The organism is Staphylococcus sp. HMSC65H10 (genome assembly GCF_001839185.1).
GTDB lineage: Bacteria > Bacillota > Bacilli > Staphylococcales > Staphylococcaceae > Staphylococcus > Staphylococcus simulans.
This window is the reverse complement of record NZ_KV840358.1, coordinates 14,804-34,412: the sequence shown is the minus strand read 5'-3', so window position 1 is coordinate 34,412 and position 19,609 is coordinate 14,804. Positions and strand designations below refer to the sequence as shown.

General features: G+C 35.7%; 14 protein-coding genes. 3 read left to right on the top strand and 11 right to left on the bottom strand.

Going from position 1 to position 19,609, the window contains the following annotated elements; all coding sequences use genetic code 11:
* Positions 1-117: 117 nt before the first annotated feature.
* The 3 genes from HMPREF3270_RS07885 to parE all read right to left on the bottom strand — a co-directional run bounded on the left by HMPREF3270_RS07885 (position 118) and on the right by parE (position 6,291).
* Positions 118-1,581 carry a glutamine transporter AlsT gene (locus tag HMPREF3270_RS07885; RefSeq protein WP_002480867.1) on the bottom strand — a complete coding sequence of 488 codons (1,464 nt, stop codon included), beginning with the start codon at positions 1,579-1,581 and terminating at the stop codon, positions 118-120.
* A gap of 289 nt (positions 1,582-1,870) precedes the next feature.
* On the bottom strand, positions 1,871-4,294 hold the full coding sequence (gene parC, locus HMPREF3270_RS07880) for a DNA topoisomerase IV subunit A (protein ID WP_070867234.1): 2,424 nt from the start codon (positions 4,292-4,294) through the stop codon (positions 1,871-1,873).
* Positions 4,291-6,291 (bottom strand): DNA topoisomerase IV subunit B, encoded by a 2,001-nt coding sequence (gene parE, locus HMPREF3270_RS07875; RefSeq protein WP_023015250.1) that lies wholly within the window; start codon positions 6,289-6,291, stop codon positions 4,291-4,293. The genes parC and parE overlap by 4 nt, the downstream gene beginning before the upstream one ends.
* A gap of 292 nt (positions 6,292-6,583) precedes the next feature.
* Between parE and plsY the strand changes: the two genes are divergently transcribed.
* Both plsY and HMPREF3270_RS07865 read left to right on the top strand, forming a co-directional pair.
* Positions 6,584-7,192: a glycerol-3-phosphate 1-O-acyltransferase PlsY gene (gene plsY / locus HMPREF3270_RS07870; protein WP_023015251.1), complete on the top strand. Its 609-nt coding sequence runs from the start codon at positions 6,584-6,586 to the stop codon at positions 7,190-7,192.
* A 184-nt stretch (positions 7,193-7,376) separates the two neighbouring features.
* Positions 7,377-7,673: a HesB/YadR/YfhF family protein gene (locus tag HMPREF3270_RS07865; RefSeq protein WP_002480863.1), complete on the top strand. Its 297-nt coding sequence runs from the start codon at positions 7,377-7,379 to the stop codon at positions 7,671-7,673.
* Positions 7,674-7,737: 64 nt separating this feature from the next.
* Here the strand turns inward: HMPREF3270_RS07865 and menI are convergent, their stop codons facing one another.
* The 3 genes from menI to HMPREF3270_RS07850 all read right to left on the bottom strand — a co-directional run bounded on the left by menI (position 7,738) and on the right by HMPREF3270_RS07850 (position 12,909).
* A complete protein-coding gene (gene menI / locus HMPREF3270_RS07860) occupies positions 7,738-8,199 on the bottom strand; it encodes a 1,4-dihydroxy-2-naphthoyl-CoA hydrolase MenI (RefSeq protein ID WP_070848676.1) in 462 nt (153 codons plus the stop codon).
* Between the two features lie 119 nt (positions 8,200-8,318).
* A complete protein-coding gene (gene acnA / locus HMPREF3270_RS07855; RefSeq protein WP_002480861.1) occupies positions 8,319-11,024 on the bottom strand; it encodes an aconitate hydratase AcnA in 2,706 nt (901 codons plus the stop codon).
* Between the two features lie 259 nt (positions 11,025-11,283).
* A complete protein-coding gene (locus tag HMPREF3270_RS07850) occupies positions 11,284-12,909 on the bottom strand; it encodes a BCCT family transporter (protein ID WP_060804237.1) in 1,626 nt (541 codons plus the stop codon).
* Positions 12,910-13,289: 380 nt separating this feature from the next.
* On the opposite strand from HMPREF3270_RS07850, the gene mscL reads away from it, so the two are divergent.
* The gene (mscL, locus tag HMPREF3270_RS07845) at positions 13,290-13,661 is read left to right on the top strand and encodes a large conductance mechanosensitive channel protein MscL (RefSeq protein WP_002480859.1); all 372 of its coding nucleotides are present in this window, start codon (positions 13,290-13,292) and stop codon (positions 13,659-13,661) included.
* Between the two features lie 58 nt (positions 13,662-13,719).
* Here mscL and sbcC read toward each other — a convergent pair whose 3' ends face one another.
* The 5 genes from sbcC to HMPREF3270_RS07820 form a co-directional block, all read right to left on the bottom strand.
* Positions 13,720-16,758, bottom strand: a complete 3,039-nt coding sequence (gene sbcC, locus HMPREF3270_RS07840) for an exonuclease subunit SbcC (RefSeq protein WP_070848675.1) — start codon at positions 16,756-16,758, stop codon at positions 13,720-13,722.
* On the bottom strand, positions 16,755-17,882 hold the full coding sequence (gene sbcD, locus HMPREF3270_RS07835) for an exonuclease subunit SbcD (protein WP_070848674.1): 1,128 nt from the start codon (positions 17,880-17,882) through the stop codon (positions 16,755-16,757). The genes sbcC and sbcD overlap by 4 nt, the downstream gene beginning before the upstream one ends.
* Positions 17,883-18,159: 277 nt before the next feature.
* Entirely contained in the window at positions 18,160-18,627 is a 468-nt protein-coding gene (locus HMPREF3270_RS07830; RefSeq protein WP_002480856.1) for a CcdC family protein, read from the bottom strand.
* A 161-nt stretch (positions 18,628-18,788) separates the two neighbouring features.
* A complete protein-coding gene (locus HMPREF3270_RS07825) occupies positions 18,789-19,019 on the bottom strand; it encodes a YneF family protein (RefSeq protein ID WP_023015255.1) in 231 nt (76 codons plus the stop codon).
* 174 nt (positions 19,020-19,193) lie between these two features.
* Positions 19,194-19,609: transketolase-like TK C-terminal-containing protein (locus tag HMPREF3270_RS07820; RefSeq protein ID WP_305367124.1), on the bottom strand; the 416-nt coding region annotated here is incomplete at its 5' end.

The window sequence follows — 19,609 nt, the reverse complement described above, 5'->3', positions numbered from 1 at the left end:
CTCACCAGTCCTATTTGACAGAGAGCCAAAAAAATAAAATCCCTTATCAACAACACATAATGTGTGTGATAAGGGAAGCAAATGGTTGAATCTCTTATTCAACTCATACTCTATTTATTATTTTTTACGTGATAATTGTTTAGCTGGATCGCCCCAACATTCAATACCAAATAAATTGATTTCCAAGTTCTCTGGCTTGAAGATCGGTTTCTTACCAGCTTTACGTTGGTCATGGTAATCTTTCATCACAGCCAGTGCAATGTTAGACAAGGCAATGATAGAAATAATATTGACGATTGCCATTAAGCCCATGAAGACATCCGCAGTACTCCATACTGTTTCTGTTTTCACGACTGCACCAAAGAAGACTAATAATACAACTAAACATCTGAAAATAAATAACACCGTTTTATTGTAAGATAAGAATTCAATGTTAGATTGACCATAATAGTAGTTACCGATAACAGATGAGAATGCGAACAATGTAATTGCGACAGATAAGAAAATACCGCCTGCACTGCCTAAGTGTTCGTTCAATGCTGATTGTGTTACCGCAACCCCTTGTGGTGCACCTTCACCAAATTGTAAACCGCCGTATAATAAAATAACGATTGCTGTTGCAGTACATACTAAGATTGTATCGAAGAATACACCTAATGACTGAAGTAAACCTTGTTTTACTGGGTGTGGTACAGCTGCTGTTGCTGCCGCGTTTGGCGCAGAACCCATACCGGCTTCGTTTGAGAATAAACCACGTTTAATCCCTTGTAATACTGCCGCACCGACTGCACCGCCAGTCGCTTGTTCAATCCCAAAGGCACTCTTGAAGATTGTTAAGATCATTGGAATGATTTGGTCATAGTTCATGATTAAGATGACTAATACCACACCAATATAAATAATTGCCATAATCGGAACGATATATGAAGACAATGTTGCAATACTTCTTACACCACCGAAAATGATAATCCCTGTTAATACTGCAAGGACAATACCTGTTACGACTGGGCTGATATGATATTGTGTTTTCAATGATTCTGCAATGGTATTGGCTTGTACTGTATTAAACACAAAAGCGAATGTAATCGTAATTAATACCGCAAATAAGACACCTAACCATTTTTGATTCAAACCTTTTGTCATATAGTACGCTGGTCCCCCACGGAAACCGCCTGCTTTATCAGGTACTTTATAAACTTGTGCTAAAACGGATTCTACAAACGCACTGGCAGCACCGATAGACGCGATGACCCACATCCAAAAGACTGCACCAGGGCCACCTAAGACAATTGCAGTCGCAACACCGGCAATATTACCCGTACCTACACGAGATCCTGCACTGATTGCGAAAGCTTGGAAAGGTGAAATCCCTTTTTCACCGCTATCTAATGTTTCAGGTTTTTCCACTAACGCTCTAAACATTTCTCCAAATGACGTAAACTGTATAAACCTGGAGCTGATTGTAAAGAAAAGTCCTGCAGTCAGCAGTAAACCGATTAAGTATTGTGACCAAATCAGGTCATTCCCTACTTCAACAAATGCTTTAAACCAACCAGGTACTAAACTATCAAAATCTTTCACATTTATTACCTCATATTCTGTTAAATATTTATGTATATCTTATACATAACAATGGAATATATCGACTGCTTTCTTCAATATACACCACTTAAATAAAAAAAAATACCAAGAGGCAGGATTCTAAAAGAATGTGCTACCACTTGTTATTTCATTTGATTTACTCTATATTTTATCATCTTAGCAATTATCTGACTATAATTTTTTGAAAAACCTTATCCTTCACAAAGAAAAGCTGTTCAAATTAAAAGGGATATACGTCCCTTTTTTGAACAGCTTTACTTCATTAAATTTATGCTTCAGGTTCACTCATATCTGATACAGATAATGCCTTAACATCTCCGAAGCTATCTACATCAACCACAAATGAGCCATTTGTATATTGTTCTGTTAAATGTACATCTCCGACAGTACCTGTGAAAGTATCCTTGTTTGAATACAATGTATACGTCGCAGCTGGATTTTCAATCACATCAGCACCTACGATACGATGCGGTTTGCTTTTTAGTTCTTTCAACAGTTTAATACCGCGTTGTGCACGTTTAGCTTCTGTTAGCACTTGAAAGCCGATACGTTTAACTGCACCTCTTTGTGTTGCCATTAAAATCGTATTATCAGAATGTACGACTTGTGTCATCACTACGTAGTCATCATCTTTAAGGTTAATCGATTTTACCCCTGCAGCACGTAAACCAGTACTTGATAATTCATCAGAACTATAAGTTAATGACATACCTGTATGTGTAATGACTGAGAGTAATTGCGGTGATTCAATACGCATCACATTAATCACTACATCGTCATCTTTTAATTTCATCGCAATCAGCGGTTTATTGAAACGTGTTGTCTTAAACAGACCTAACTCACTTTTCTTGATCATACCGTTTTTCGTAGCCATTAAATAATCCGCTTCTTGTTTGAAATCTGGTTCAGTAAAGACATCAATGACACGTTCATCATTTTCTATCGGCACAAGTTGTGAAATATGCTGACCAAGGTCTTTCCACTTGATATCAGATAGTTTATGCACCGGTAAGTAGAGATAACGGCCTTTATCTGTAAAGACTAAAGCGATATGTTGCGTATTCGTTTCTACGTAACGTAATAAGCTGTCGCCCTCTTTTAATCCGACTTCTTCTACTTTATTCGCATTGAAGCTTCGGATTGAAGTACGTTTGATGTAACCATCTTTAGATAAACTTAAAATTGTTTCCTCACTCGGAACAATCACTTCTTTAGAGATTTTAATTTCAGAAATCTCTGCTTCAATACGAGATAAACGTTCTGATTTAAAACGTTTACGAATCTCTTTCAATTCATCTTTAATCACGTTTAATAAAGCATCGTGGTTATCTAAGATATGGCGTAAGCCTTTAATTTGTTCTTCTAATTCTTTATGTTCCCCTTCAAGCGCCACAATATCAGTGTTTGTTAAACGATATAATTGCAACGTCACAATAGCTTCTGCTTGTTCTTCAGTGAAGTCAAACTCTGCGACTAAATTATCTTTCGCATCACGTTTGTTTTTAGATCCGCGGATAATCGCAATGACTTCATCTAACACAGATAAAGCTTTCATTAAGCCTTCAACAATATGCATACGCTTTTCAGCATGGAACAAGTCATAGCGCGTACGTTTCGTCACAACTTCAATTTGGTGATTCAAGTAACTGTCGATAATTTGGCGGATGCCCATTTGTTTAGGACGTCCTTCACTGATTGCGACCATGTTGAAGTTATAAGAGATTTGTAAATCAGTATTTTTATATAAGAAGTTTAAAATCGCTTCACTATTAACATCTTTTTTCAATTCAATCGCAATACGCAATCCCGTACGGTCTGTTTCATCACGTACTTCGACAATACCATCCACTTTTTTATCTGCACGCAATTCATCAATCTTCTTGACTAACGCACTTTTATTCACTTCATATGGAATTTCAGACACTACTAATTCTTGTCTGCCGTTACGTAACGTTTCAGTTTCCACCATAGAGCGAACGACAATACGTCCTTTACCTGTTTCATATGCTTTTTTAATACCGTCGACACCTTGAATAATGCCGCCAGTCGGGAAATCCGGCCCTTTTATGTGTTTCATTAACTGATTCACTGTAATATCTGGATTATCAATGAACTTCAAAGTTCCATTAATGACTTCACCTAAGTTGTGTGGCGGAATATCTGTCGCATAACCTGCAGAAATTCCTGTGGAACCGTTCACTAATAAGTTAGGGAAACGCGCAGGCAATACCATCGGTTCTGTTATAGTGTCATCATAGTTCGGCACAAACGAAACTGTTTCTTTATTGATGTCGCGTAATAATTCTTCAGAAAGTTGACTGAGTTTCGCTTCGGTATAACGCATCGCAGCTGGCGGGTCATTATCAATACTCCCGTTATTACCATGCATTTCAATTAACACATGACGCAATTTCCAGTCTTGACTTAAACGCACCATCGCAGCATAAACAGAAAAGTCGCCATGAGGGTGGAATTGTCCGATAACATCACCGACTGTTTTGGCACTCTTACGGAAGTTTTTATCAAATGTATTGCCGCTTGAATACATCGCATATAATATACGGCGTTGTACCGGCTTTAAACCGTCTCTGACATCTGGGAGGGCACGTTCTTGGATGATGTATTTACTGTAGCGGCCGAAGCGGTCGCCAATGACATCTTCTAACGAAAGGTCTTGGATGATTTCGCTCAATTTACTTCCTCCTCATCGTATGCTTCTTGATCTAGAATTTCGATTTCATCGTTTTCTAGAATACTTTGATCTTCTTGCATACCAAATTGTACATGTCGTTCAATCCAATCACGACGTGGTGCAACTTTATCACCCATCAACGTCGTCACACGTTTTGATGAACGAACTTCATCTTCAACATTAACGCGAATTAACGTACGCGTTTCTGGATTCATTGTAGTTTCCCACAATTGGTCAGGGTTCATCTCACCTAAACCTTTATAACGTTGTAAGCTGAAACCTTTACCTAATTGTTTTTGAAGATTTTCTAATTCATCATCTGTCCAGGCATATTCTACTTTCTTCGCTTTACCTTTGCCTTTTTCTAATTTGTAAAGTGGCGGCAAGGCAATAAAGACACGGCCTGCTTGTACAAGCGGCTTCATGTATTTAAAGAAGAACGTTAATAATAAAACTTGAATATGTGCACCATCTGTATCGGCATCGGTCATAATAATGACACGATTATAGTTGCTGTCTTCTAATTTGAATTCAGTTCCTACACCTGCACCGATCGTATGAATGATAGTGTTGATTTCTTCGTTTTTGAAGATATCTTCTAAACGTGCTTTCTCAGTATTAATAACCTTACCACGTAATGGTAAAATAGCTTGATATTTGCGGTCACGACCGAGTTTAGCAGAACCACCTGCAGAGTCACCCTCTACAAGATACAGTTCTTTCTTCTCTGTATTTTTACTTTGTGCTGGTGTTAACTTACCAGACAATAAAGTATCTTTGCGTTTGTTCTTTTTACCAGAACGTGCATCTTCACGTGCTTTACGTGCAGCTTCTCTGGCTTGTTGTGCTTTCACTGCTTTTTTGACAAGTGATTTAGATAATTGTCCTTTTTCTTCTAAGTAGAAAGGTAGTTTCTCTGCGACTACACTATCTACTGCACTTCTTGCTTCCGCCGTACCTAGTTTAGACTTCGTTTGTCCTTCGAATTGTAATAACTCTTCAGGAATACGGACAGAAATAATCGCTGTTAAGCCTTCACGAATATCATTACCATCTAAATTTTTATCTTTAGCTTTTAATTCACCAATGCGACGCGCATAATCATTAAACACACGTGTCATCGCAGTTTTAAATCCGACTTCATGTGTACCGCCGTCTTTAGTACGTACGTTATTGACAAAGCTTAAGATACTTTCAGAATATTGATCATTGTATTGGAAAGCGATATCGACTTCGATACCATTGGCTTCTCCTGAAAACGTCGCAACATCATGTAAAACTTCTTTGCCTTCGTTGACGTAAGACACGAATTCTTTGATGCCGTCTTCATAATGATAAATTTCTTCTCTTTCTTTACCAGAACGTAAGTCTGTTAAAGTGATTTTTAGATTTTTTAAAAGGAAGGCTGATTCTTGTAGGCGTTCGCTTAATGTATCAAAATTGAATGATGTGGCTGATTTAAAGATTTCTGGATCAGGTTTGAACGTTACTTTCGTTCCTTTTTTACGTGTTTTTCCTTTTTTCTCTAAACCAGTGGCAGGTAATCCCCCTTTATTAAAACGCTGTTCATAAATAGAGCCGTCTCTATAAATTTCAACGACTAACCATTCACTCAATGCGTTAACTACGGAAGCCCCTACACCATGTAAGCCGCCTGATGTTTTATAGCCGCCTTGGCCGAACTTACCGCCGGCATGCAAGATTGTGAAGATAACTTCGACTGTCGGTTTACCAGATTTATGAATCCCCGTCGGCATCCCGCGTCCGTTATCTTCTATTGTGATACTATCGTCTTTATTGATAGTCACTTTGATTTCATTACCATAACCGTTCAATACCTCATCTACTGAGTTATCTACGATTTCATATACTAAGTGGTGTAAACCACGTTTATCGGTTGACCCAATATACATTCCTGGTCTTTTACGGACTGCTTCTAATCCTTCAAGTACTTGAATAGAATCGTCCGAATAGTTTTGTCGTTTATTTGTTGCCAATCGATTCTTCGCCTCCTACAAACGTACGTTCGTTTATAAAACATTACAATAAACATTCTTACTTAAATCAAATCAAAATGCAAGTCAGAAATTGATTTGCATACGATAACATTTTACAACCTAACGAAAAAAGATTTCTTTCGATAAAAGATTTTGTTACTATGAAAATCGAACATTGTCGCTTAAACTATATATAACGAGAATGTGTCGTGAAAATAATAGAACAGTCCACTTCAAAGTCTTGGAGTGTGGTAAAATAACGTTATCGTCAATAAAGGAAGTGTCAAGGTCAATGATGATTGTACTCATGCTGCTGCTCGCCTACTTAGTAGGTTCATTCCCAAGCGGTATCATAATCGGAAAATTATTTTTCAAAAAAGATATAAGACAGTATGGAAGCGGTAATACCGGTGCTACTAACAGTTTTCGTGTGTTAGGACGACCAGCCGGATTTGCTGTAACTTTCTTAGATATATTTAAAGGTTTTATTGTAGTTTTCTTTCCACTATGGTTCCCAATCCATACGACAGGACCTATCAGTGAGTTCTTTACACATGGTATGATTGTCGGTGTATTTGCGATAGTCGGACATGTTTTCCCAGTCTTTCTTAAATTCAAAGGCGGAAAAGCTGTCGCAACCAGTGCGGGTGTCGTATTAGGTGTTGCTCCGATTTTACTCTTAATCTTAGCAGCTATCTTCTTTATTACATTAAAACTGACTAAATACGTATCCTTATCAAGTATCGTCGCAGCTATTTGCTGTGTCATCGGATCACTCATTATTCAAGATTATATCTTATTAGGTGTCAGCATCATCGTTGCTGTCTTATTGATTATCAGACACCGTACAAATATTATAAGAATCTTCAAAGGTGAAGAGCCTAAAATTAAATGGATGTAAATCACAAACCGGGACAAAATGTGTTCCGGTTTTTTATAACTATACAAAATTTTGTCAAATCCGTTCTATACTTTTTAAAGAAATTGAGCATTTAAGGTTAATCATGGTGTTATAACGGTTATACTCTTATATATAAATCTTTATATGCAGCATAATATTTGGTAATAATGAGAGGAGTTTTACCATGGAATTGAAATTGACAGATAAAGCAATCAACTGGTTCAAAGATGAGTTTGAATTACCTCAAGAAGGAAAAGCCATTCACATCTTTGTGCGTTATGGCGGAGAACCTCAAATTAAACAAGGTTTCAGCCCTGCATTCAATATTGATAACCGCAATGATCAACCCATTGAAATTGGATTTGAACAAGACTACGACGGTGTAGACATCATTATTGCCGAAAAAGACTTATGGTACTTTGAAGATGTATCAATAACTATCGATGTTGATGACAAAGATGAAATTACTTTCAAATTTTAATAGCATCTCTAAACACATATAAAACTGGGGCATCCATATGTCCCAGTTTTTTGCGTTCATTTAATTATTGAATCCCATCAGTCACTTCAAATTGTTCGCCAGCTTTGTTTCGTTTTTCTACTTCTTGATAGACTTCGTGCCAGTCTGGGAAATAACGATCTAAACGAATCGGTGTATGCGTATCTTCTGTCATACATATCAGCTCAGTTGAACCTGTTGTCGCAATTTCTCCTTTTTCGTTATAAATTTCATAACGATATAAAGAACGTAAACGTGAATAGCGTTCTACCCATGTTTTTATTCTTACTCTTTCAGGATAAGTCACAGGTTTAATAAACTTCACATCTAAGTGCGTGACTGGAGAAATGATGCCACGCGCTTCCATATCGGCATAATTAAAGCCAAGCTTGCTTATATAGTCTGTACGAGCAACTTCAAACCATGTCGCATAGTTCCCATGATAAATAAATCCCATTTTATCAGTTTCTTGGTATCTTGCTTCTATTTCAGTAATACTGTATATCATTTTTACGCCACACTTTCTATTCTCATTCCATGTTTTATCATAGCACAAAATGAAGAGGCTAAGACAGTTTCACACCATCTTAGCCTCACATCAAGTTCTATCAAAATAAGGTTGATGTCTTACGCATTTGCTAATTTATTACGTAATACAAGTTGTAAGATACCGCCATGACGGTAGTAGTCTAATTCAACTTGTGAATCGAAACGAGCGATTACATCGAATTCGATTGTTTCGCCATTTTCTTTTTTAGCAGTTACTTTAACTTTGTCATGTGGTTTTACAGATTCATCGATGTCTACTGAAATTTCTTCAGTACCATCTAATCCAAGGCTGTCAGCTGAGTCGCCGTCTTGGAATTGAAGCGGTAATACACCCATCATCACTAAGTTAGAACGGTGGATACGTTCGTAGCTTTGTGCAATAACTGTCTTAACGCCTAGTAAGTTTGTACCTTTAGCAGCCCAGTCACGAGAAGATCCCATACCGTAGTCGTTACCTGCTAAGACAACTAATCCAGTACCGTCTTCTTTGTATTTCATTGCTGCGTCATAGATTGGCATTACTTCGCCTGTAGGCCAGTAAGTTGTGAAGCCGCCTTCTGTACCTGGCGCTAATTGGTTTTTAATACGGATGTTTGCGAAAGTACCTCTTACCATTACTTCGTGGTTACCACGACGAGAACCGTATGAGTTGAACTCTCTGATTGGTACGTCATTTTCTTGCAAGTATTGACCTGCTGGCGTATCTTTACCGATTGCACCCGCTGGTGAAATGTGGTCAGTTGTTACTGAGTCACCGAATTTACCCATCACGCGTAGATCTTTAAGCGGTTCGATTTTTCCTGGTTCTTTTGATAAACCTTGGAAGAATGTAGGGTTTTGGATATAAGTTGAGTTAGGATCAAAGTCGTATAATGGTTGATCCGTAGTTTCAATTTCATTCCACATTTCGTTATTTGTGTATACATCTGAGTATTCTTCACGGAATAAGTCAGGTGTAACAGTGCTTTCAACAGTATCAGCAACTTCTTTGATTGATGGCCAGATATCATCTAAGTATACATCGTTGCCATCTTTGTCTTGACCGATTGGGTCATTTTGTAAGTCGATATCTACAGTACCTGCTAAAGCATATGCCACAACTAATGGTGGTGAAGCTAAGTAGTTACCTTTTACTAATGGGTGGATACGACCTTCGAAGTTACGGTTACCAGATAATACAGAAGTTACAAGTAAGTCTTCGCCTGAAATTGCTTTTTCAATTTCTGGTAATAATGGACCTGAGTTACCGATACATGTCGTACAACCATAACCTACTAAGTTAAAGCCTAATGCATCTAAGTACTCTTGTAAGCCTGAATCATCTAAATAGCCAGTTACAACTTTAGAACCTGGTGCAAGTGATGTTTTCACGTACTCAGGTACTTTCATGCCTTTTTCTACTGCTTTTTTCGCAACTAAACCAGCACCTAACATTACATATGGGTTAGATGTGTTTGTACATGAAGTGATTGCCGCAATAGCGATATCACCTGTTGTCATTTTAGCAGTGTGGCCATCTGCGAATTCGATTGTTGCTTCTTTATCGAATTCAGATTCGTCGAATCCGAAACCTTGGTTGCCTGCTGGTGCAGTCACTGCTTTTTCGAATTCTTGTTTCATGTCGCCTAATTTAATTAAGTCTTGTGGACGTTTAGGACCTGATAAAGAAGGTTCTACAGTAGATAAGTCTAATTCAAGAACATCTGTGTAAGAAGGATCTTCTTTTTCCACATCGAAGAACATATGGTTTTGTTTCAAGTATTCTTCAACTAATTCAATTTGTTCTTCAGTACGGCCTGTTAAACGTAAATATTTTAATGATTCTTCATCAACTGGGAAGAAACCACATGTTGCACCGTATTCAGGTGCCATGTTAGCGATTGTAGCACGGTCAGCTAATGGTAAGTGTTGAACACCAGGACCATAGAATTCTACGAATTTACCAACTACGCCTTTTTTACGTAACTCTTCAGTTACACGTAAAGCTAAGTCAGTTGCTGTTGCACCTTGTGGTAATTGGTTTTCTAAACGAACACCGATTACGTCTGGAATTGGGAAGTATGAAGGTTGACCTAACATACCTGCTTCAGCTTCAATACCGCCGACACCCCAACCTAATACGCCAAGACCGTTAATCATTGTCGTATGAGAGTCAGTACCGACTAATGTATCTGGGAATGCTACTGTTTCACCATCTACGTCTCTTGCATGTACAACGTTAGCTAAGTACTCTAAGTTAACTTGGTGTACGATACCTGTTGCTGGTGGTACAGCATTGTAGTTATCGAATGCTTTTGTTGCCCAGTTTAAGAATTGGTAACGTTCGAAGTTACGGTGGAATTCTAATTTCATGTTTTGACGTAATGCATCTGGATTCGCATAGCTGTCTACTTGTACTGAGTGGTCAATAACTAAGTCTACAGGTACTTCCGGGTTAATTTTATTAATATCGCCGCCTACATCATCCATTGCTTTACGTAATGAAGCTAAGTCAACAACTGCTGGTACACCTGTGAAGTCTTGTAAGATAACACGAGATGGTTTAAATGGTACTTCACCTTCAGCGCCATCACCGAATTTTGCTAATTCTTTAATATGGTCATCAGTAATTACGAAGCCATCCTCTTGGCGTAATACCGATTCCAATAGTACTCGAATTGAATATGGCAATTTGTTGATTTTAGTTAAACCTTGTTCTTCTAATGACTGCAAATCGTAAAAAGTATACGTATTGTCGTTTAAAGTAAACGTTTTCTTTGCTTGCTCTTTTAAGTTAGAAGACATCTAAATCCCCCCTGATTAATATTATGCCTTTACTTAGATTGTATATTGATATGATAGCGAATACAACTGATATTCATTAAAAACCAAATGTTCATTGTTTTTGTTTTATAATCAGTATGTATAAGTATATCTTATCATATCCACTTCGTGTAATAAGTATCTATTATGTATTGAGAATAATTTTCATTTATTTAACCTAAATAAAAAAATGCGCTGCCTTTCAATTTAATAATTGAAAGACAACGCATCTAAAATTCAATTAAGAATCAAGATTTTGTGATTGTTGACGTACTTTACGTTTTTCTAGAATGTCTTCTTCATAATCTTGTTGTGAATATTTCACATATTCTTCTAAACGATGCTTATTAGGCGTCAATGTTAAGCCTAAGAACTTACGTTCACGGTTCGCATCTTTGTAGAAGGCAATCATCATTAATATGATCACAATGGAGAATGGCAAGGCACTGATAATCGCTGCACTTTGCAGTGAGTTCAAGCCTGTATCTCCACCTGAGAATAACAAGATAAACGCGATTAATGATTGCGCAATACCCCAAGTTACTTTAATGTACGACGCTGGTTCTAATGAACCATAAGAAGTCTGCATACCTAACACGAATGTTGCTGAGTCTGCAGAAGTAACGAAGAATGATGCAATCAATAGTAACGCAACAATTGATAATATAATGCCTAAAGGCAAGTGATTAAATACTGCGAATAATTGTGTCTCAGGTGACATTTCAAAGATTTCTTTGTGTTTTTTACCAGTTTCAATACCTAGTACACCAAACACACTGAACCAAATGAAGCTGACTAATGCTGGTACTAATAGCACGCCTGAAACGAATTCGCGAATTGAACGTCCTTTAGATACACGCGCAATGAACACACCTACGAATGGACTCCAGCTTAACCACCAGCCCCAATAATATAGTGTCCAACCTGACATCCATTCACGTTTTTTAGGATTTAATGCTGCAGTGTCAAAACTGTTAGACAAGAATGTGTTCAACAAGCTACCTGTTGAGCTTGTCAACATGTCTAAGATTAGAACAGTTGGACCAATAATTAATGCAACAATCATTAAGATTGTACCTAAACCGATGTTTAAGTTACTTAAGTATTGGATCCCTTTACTGATACCAGACCATGCTGATGCAATAAATAAGATAGTTACAACAACGATAATAATACCTTGTACCCAAACATTGTTTGGAAGGCCGAATAAGTAATGTAAACCACCATTGATTTGTAGTGCACCCATACCTAATGATACTGCTACACCAACAACAGTCGCGAAGACTGCTAATACGTCAATGATAGTACCCACAGGTCCATCTACTTTATCTCCTAAAATAGGACGTAAAGTCTTAGATAATAAACCTGGTTCTCCTTTTCTGAACTGTGCATAAGCAAGTGCTAATGCTACTACACCATAAGTTGCCCATGCATGGAAGCCCCAGTGGAAGAACGTAGAACGTAACGCTTCAGTATAGGCTTGAGCTGTTTCAGGTTTCGCATTTGGCGGCGCCGCAAAATGTCCCATTGGTTCTGCTGCACCATAGAATACTAAACCGATACCCATACCGGCACTGAATAACATCGCAAACCATGAAATCGTATTGAATTCAGGTTTGTCATTAGGCTTACCTAGTTTCAGTTTTCCAATTGGACTGAAGATAAGGAAAACACAGAAGAATACTAGGATTGTAGTTAAGATTAAGTAATACCAACCCAATTTATCGGTAATCCATAGTTTGATTGTATTTGTTACATGATCAAACTGTGATGGGAAGATTGCACCAGCGAGTACTACAATAAGTACAATAATTGAAGCGTAAATAAAGACTGGTGAGAGCTTCTTACCTCTTTGAGAAGAATCCATAATCAATTACTCCCTTTCTGATTTATTTTGTTGTCAATGATATGCTTTTGATATTTTATAACAAAATATCATTTTAGTGAAAAACCAAGTATAATCATAACAAAATCAAGTTGTATAGGCAAATTTAGGAAAATTGATTATACAATCGTATAAAAATCAATTTTATTAAAAATACATTGAGCAATAAACAACTTGATTTCTTACATTGAAATTATACATTACTTTAACATACCCTCTTACCAGATAAAAAACTAAGAATTTTTAACTTTTTTTAAGCAAACGCTTACTATTAGTAAAAAATCCAACATCTAAAAAAATGTATTTTATTACTTAAAACATTAATGTATAATTAACTTTAGTAAATTTAGGAGGACATACTCGTGTTTAAAGAATTTAAAGAGTTTGCGTTTAAAGGAAATGTATTAGATTTAGCTGTCGCAGTAGTAATGGGAGCTGCATTCAATAAGATTGTTACATCACTTGTCACTTATATTATTATGCCGTTAATCGGTTTGATTTTCGGAACAGTAGATTTTGCGAAAAACTGGTCAATGTTCGGTATTAAATATGGTTTATTTATTCAATCGATTATTGATTTCTTAATCGTCGCTTTTGCATTATTCTTATTCGTCAAAGTAGCTAACACTATGATGAAGAAAGAAGAAGTTGAAGAAGAACCAGAAGAAAATACAATCTTATTAACTGAAATCAGAGACTTACTTCAAAAACAGAACAACCCATCTGATCAATAAGATTTAGCACAAAATAAAAAGCAATGCCGCAATTTTAATAACTGCGGCATTGCTTTTTTTATTGAAATCTAAATTCTGCATGGCTTTGATAACCATTTGAATGAATCTGTAAAATACTTGGAATGCGTTGTTTTAACTCGCTGACATGAGAAATAATCCCCACCATTCGACCTGATGTTTTAATATTTATCAATGTATCTAATGCTGTTTCTAACGTTTCTTGGTCTAGCGTTCCAAAGCCTTCATCGATAAAGATAGCTTCTAACGTAATACCGCCAGATTCTTGTTGTACCACTTCACTTAAGCCTAACGCTAAGGCTAATGCAGCTTGGAAAGATTCTCCGCCTGACAATGTACTAATCGGTCGTGATTTATTAGAATACCAGTCAAAGACTTCTATATCTAATCCACTGTAACCTACTGACACCGCTTCGCTTCTCACCAATTTATACCTTTGATTTGTCATCTGGAAGAAACGTTTATTCGCATTATCAATAATCAAGTTTAAGTAATATCTCAACACGAAGTTTTCTAATGTTAATTTTTGAATATTTTTTCCAGATAAAATTTCTGAAAGTCTGAAAATCTCTTCTTGATCAGCTAATTCTTGCTGTAACGTTGTTATATTCTCTTTTAACGCCTTAAATTCTTTTTGATTAGATTGGATTTTGAATTCATGTTCATTCACTTGTCGCGTTTGCACATCTAACTTCTCTTTCGCCTCTTGAAGTTGCGCTTCCAAACTTTCTAAATCTGGTTCAGGTTGTCCTTGTATCAATTGTTTTAAATTCTCAATTTGGCTGGCTAGTTTAACTTGAGCGTCACGGAAATCTTTAATTTCTTGTTCAATAGATGCTTTCTCACTCATTTTATCCAGAACATTTTTCACTTCATCTGGTGATTGAATACCTAGCGTTTCCATTTCTTTATTTGACTGTGTTTCTTGATTTTTGATTTGTTCTGAGAGTTCTGATAGACGCTCATTAACACTTTGAAGCGAGTTTTGTTTTAATGCAAAGTCTTGTTCAAGCTCTCTTATTTTTTCAGTTAACTTTGTCTGTTGTTTTTCAAATTGATGAACTTCTTTTTCTTTAGTTTCATAATCATTTTTAAACGCCACTACATCTTTATATTCAGTATTTGATTCAAACGCTTTAATCAGTTTTTGCTGGTTCGTCAATTCAGCTTGTTGATTGGTCACTTTTAACTGTAATGACTGAATTGCTTCTTTAGTTTGTTGTTTTTGCTTTATTTTCTCTTCAAGTTCAGCATTAGCTTTTTGTTGTTGTTGTTTTTTGGTTTCTGTATCTTTATATTGCTCCCTTAATGCTTCTATATCCACTTTGGTATTTTCAGTGCCATGTGTTTCTTCAAACGTATTGACTGCTTGTTGCTCAATTTTTATTTCTGTATTGAATTCGGCTGCTTTAGTATTTAATTCATCTCTTTGTTTTTGTAAGTTTTCAAGCTCATGTCGATAAGCTCTTAATTGTTCGTAATCTACATGATCTGACAGTGATGTAATTTCATGACCACAAATTGGACATTGATCACCAGGTTCTAACATAGATTGTAATTTTCGAATCATTGTTTCTTGATTGTCTAATTCAAACTGATGTGTATTGAATGCTTTGATTCTTTCCTCTAGTTCATTTAAGGCCGTTTGATTTTCTTCTTGCTTTGTTTTTAGCCGTTCAATATTTTGTATTTGCTTTTGATATGTCGTAAAGGCAGTTTGATATTGTTCAGCTGCTTTAATTTCATTGTCAATTTCAAACAGTTTCTGTGTTAGTTGATTTACTTTTTCGTAATCCGGTTGAACTGTTTCATGACTTGAATCAAGTTGTTTTAAATGTGCTTGTTGTTCATTTAATGCATCTTCTAGTTGTTTCACTTCAACTGTCAGCTTATCGATTAATTTATAAGCACTTTGATATTGAGATGCATTTTTATAAAAATATTGAGTTTCACTTATAAAATGTTGTGCTTTTTCGATTTGTGATTGATTTTCTTGTAAGTGTTTTAACTGTTGTTTACTTTCTTCTAATTGCGTTTCAATTTGTTTTAACTGTTTAGTTAAATTTTCGGATCTTTCTTGCGTTTGTGTGTAATCTTCACGCGATTGTTCAAGTGTCGTCAAAATTTGATGTAAAGGACGCACTTCTCTCATTTGTTTTAAAAGTGTTTCTAACGATTCAATATGTTGTACTTCATTTGTTAAGTTTTGATACTTTTCTTGTTCTTGTTGTAATGCTTTGATATTTTGATTCAGTTCAAGTGCTTTACGATACGTAGCATCTGCTTTTTCAAATTCATTTTGTTCTTTTTCTTTTTGTTTTGTCAGTTGTTTTAATATTGTTTCAGCTGTTGTTTCAAATTCTGGGATATACAACATCAATTTATCTGTTTGAATACTTGGTGTTGTTTTCAAATTTTCTAAATGTTCATCTTCAAAATTATCTACATTTTGCCAATGTTGCGCAATTGTTTGATAACGTAATTCAATTTGATGTTTTTCATCTTTAATCTCTTCTTCTAGTTGCTTTTTTAGGTGGTCAAAACGTACTGTGTTGAATAATGTACGTAAAATCGTTTGTTTCTCAGAACTTTTAGAGAATAAAAACTTTTTAAATTCACCTTGCGGCAAAATAAATAATTGTCTGAATTGACTGGCATTAACGCCTAATAATCTGATCAGATACTCTTTTCCTTGTCTGATTCGACTTTCTATAAGTTCATAGCCGTCATTTTTCCACTCGTAAATTAGTGCTTCGCCTTTTGTCTCGTTTTTATTTCCTTCTTTAACAAAGGGTGCTTGTCGGACGACTTTAAATAAACGATTTTTCAATCGAAATTCAAATGTGACAACCATTGGTGATTTACCATCTGCGAAATGGCTTCTAAGCTCTTTGCCTTTTCTGCTTTCTAAAGAAGCTTCATCAAATAAAGCATAGACAATCGCATCAAATAACATAGACTTTCCTGAACCTGTTTTACCGCTGATTAAAAACAGTTCGTTATCCTCTAGTTTAGAAAAATCTATTGTTTCGTCTAAGAAAGGCCCGAAGTTTTCTAAATGTAATGTCAATGGTCTCATGCTTCTTCACCTCGATTCATGCGATTTAACAAGTCATTAATTTTTTGTTCTTGTACTTTGCTTAATGATTTTTGTGTCATGCTTTCATAGAAATCTTCAATAATTTCTTTATCTGTCATTTGTTTAATCGCATTTTGTGTTTCATGTACTTCAAACGTTTGACTCTGATTAGATAGTGCTAATACGTTAGGATAGATTTGTTTTAAATTCATCATCGGATCATTAACATGTGAAAGTTGAGTTAAATTGAAATGGATGTAGTTTTCTTTATTTTTAACTTGTGCATTTTCTTGAATTGCTTCTTCATAAGTGGCATCAACGACTTCTAATTCTCTCAATGGTTTGAGTGGAATGAAAATAGATTCAATGTATCCTTCTTCATCTACAGTTAATTTACGATAACCTTTTGCTTGTTTCGTTTCTGAAAATGAGTACTGTAAGAGTGAGCCACTGTAATGAACAAAATCTGATTGAATACTGAATGGATGATGTAAATGGCCTAAGAGTACGCTATCAAATTGCTTCATAACATTTTCCGGTATTTCTTCAACTGTTCCAATAGATAACTCACGTTCTGAATCTGACTTTATGCCACCTGAAACAGTCAGATGACCGACTAATATATTAGTTTGATTAGAGTCTAATTGTGCTGTCATATGTTTTAAACAACATTGAATTGCTTGATCGTAGGACTTCAATTTTTCTTCTGTATAGAAATGCTGAATTTCTCCTAAAGTTGCGTATGGCAACATATAAAAATTCACACCATTAATCGTAATCGGTTCTGCAATGCGGTCTAAATTGGTGCGAATATATAAATGCGTATGCTCAAACCAGCTAGCACCATAATTCAATCGTGTTCTGCCATCATGGTTACCGCTAATAATGATAAGTGGGATATTTAATGTTAAGTTTAAAGTTCTTGTTGTTTCTTCTAATAATTTAACTGTTTCTTTATTTGGATAGCTCGTGTCATACAAGTCACCTGCAATGACAATGACGTCTGGTTGTTCTTCTTTCATCGCATCAATAAATTGGTTTAAAATGTAACGTTGGTCCTCTAAAAAAGATTGCCCATTTAAAATTTTACCTAGATGCCAATCGGCAGTATGTATGATTTTCATCTAATCACCTCTTTTATTGATTATAATACAAAACGTCCATCCCTTTATAGAGAATAGACGTTTATCATTGACTACTTATATAGCTTTTGAAATTTCGCAAAGGTATACACCATCCCAGCAATAATCGCTGAAATAATACCTATAACATGTTTGAGTTTCACTCCGAGTCACCTCTCTTTATGCTTATTTCTTACCCAAAATAAAAATAAACGATGCTTTACCAATCATTGCAAAACATCGTTTAAATTATATTTATTGTTTTATTTACTATTATCCATCAATCAGCTATTTGTTTTCTTAATTTTTTATATTTCATCAACATCGCAATTCGCCATGGTAAAATCATTGAAAATGCCAATAAGAAAAACATACCGCCGAGTTGACCTGGATCAATTTGACTGCTGATGACAAGTTTCATAACAGTACGAATCACTAGCAAGGAAATCAAAATGATTGGAAAGGCTTTTGAACGTTTCATATAAATCTCTTTACCTTTTATCTCGAAACGAGATGTCCAAATCAATACAATTGAGAACATCAACCCGACTGCCATTGCTTCAAGTGCTTCAAGTCCTGTAATTCTAAAATAAGGAATAACATACATCAGTGCACCTGTAGACATAAAAATCGGCGGCAATATGAGTTTCTTCTCATTGACTGGATATTGTTGTGCTTTCATTCGTAATATAATAACGCCGATACTCATTAAAAATGCGACACCGACTGAGAATATAAGATATAACACCGTGACACCTTCTTTTCTACATTAAGTCTATCCTGAGAAATCATTTCATAGTATATCATTTTGTGTCTATATTTCCATATCAAAACGATTGAAAATGTATAAATACAAATAAAAAGAAAGCTATATGCCGCTGCACACAACTTTCTTTTTATAGATACTGATTATTTCATTTTTTGATCCATGTTTTTGTTCATCATCGTCATCATTTGATTGATTTTCTTTTGAGATGGTTTTTGGCCCATTTGCATCATCATCATACGTAACATCTCTTCGTTGATAGGAGGATTCTTTTTAAGATAATCCATCATATATTTTCTTGCTAGGAAGAATCCACCAACTAAACCGATGATAAGTGCAGCAATGATTAATAAAATTGCTATCCAAGTTGCCATTGTCTCACCCACTTTCTTTATCCTTTAGCATTTTACTAAAATAATTTCATCTTTTCAAGTTGAATCGATACTAAAACATAAGAATAAGAGCTATTCCTAGCTCATTGAAACGCTAACCGCTATTTTGGGTGTTTCAATTGTAGAATAGCTCTTATCTTTATCTTAATTCAAAACTTATAGGTTATTCAAAAGTTTTAAAACATTTTCTTTAGTGAAGCCATATTTTTCAACAACTAATCCGCCTGGTGCACTTGCGCCGAAACGATCGATACCAAGTACTTCGCCTTCTAAGCCGACATATTTATGCCAACCTAATGAAGAAGCCATTTCAATCGCTAAACGTTTTTTAATAGTTGGTGGGATAACTTCATCTTGGTAAGATTTTGGTTGTTGTTCAAATGCATGCCAGTTCGGCATAGAAACAACACGTACTGAGTTGCCGTTATCCGCAAAAGTTTTTGCTGCTTCTACGGCTAAGCTTACTTCTGAACCAGAAGCTAATACAAGATATTCTGGATTTTCTTCAGATTCATATACTACATAAGCACCTTTACGTACACCTTCTTCTACTGTTTCTTTAGAAACATCTA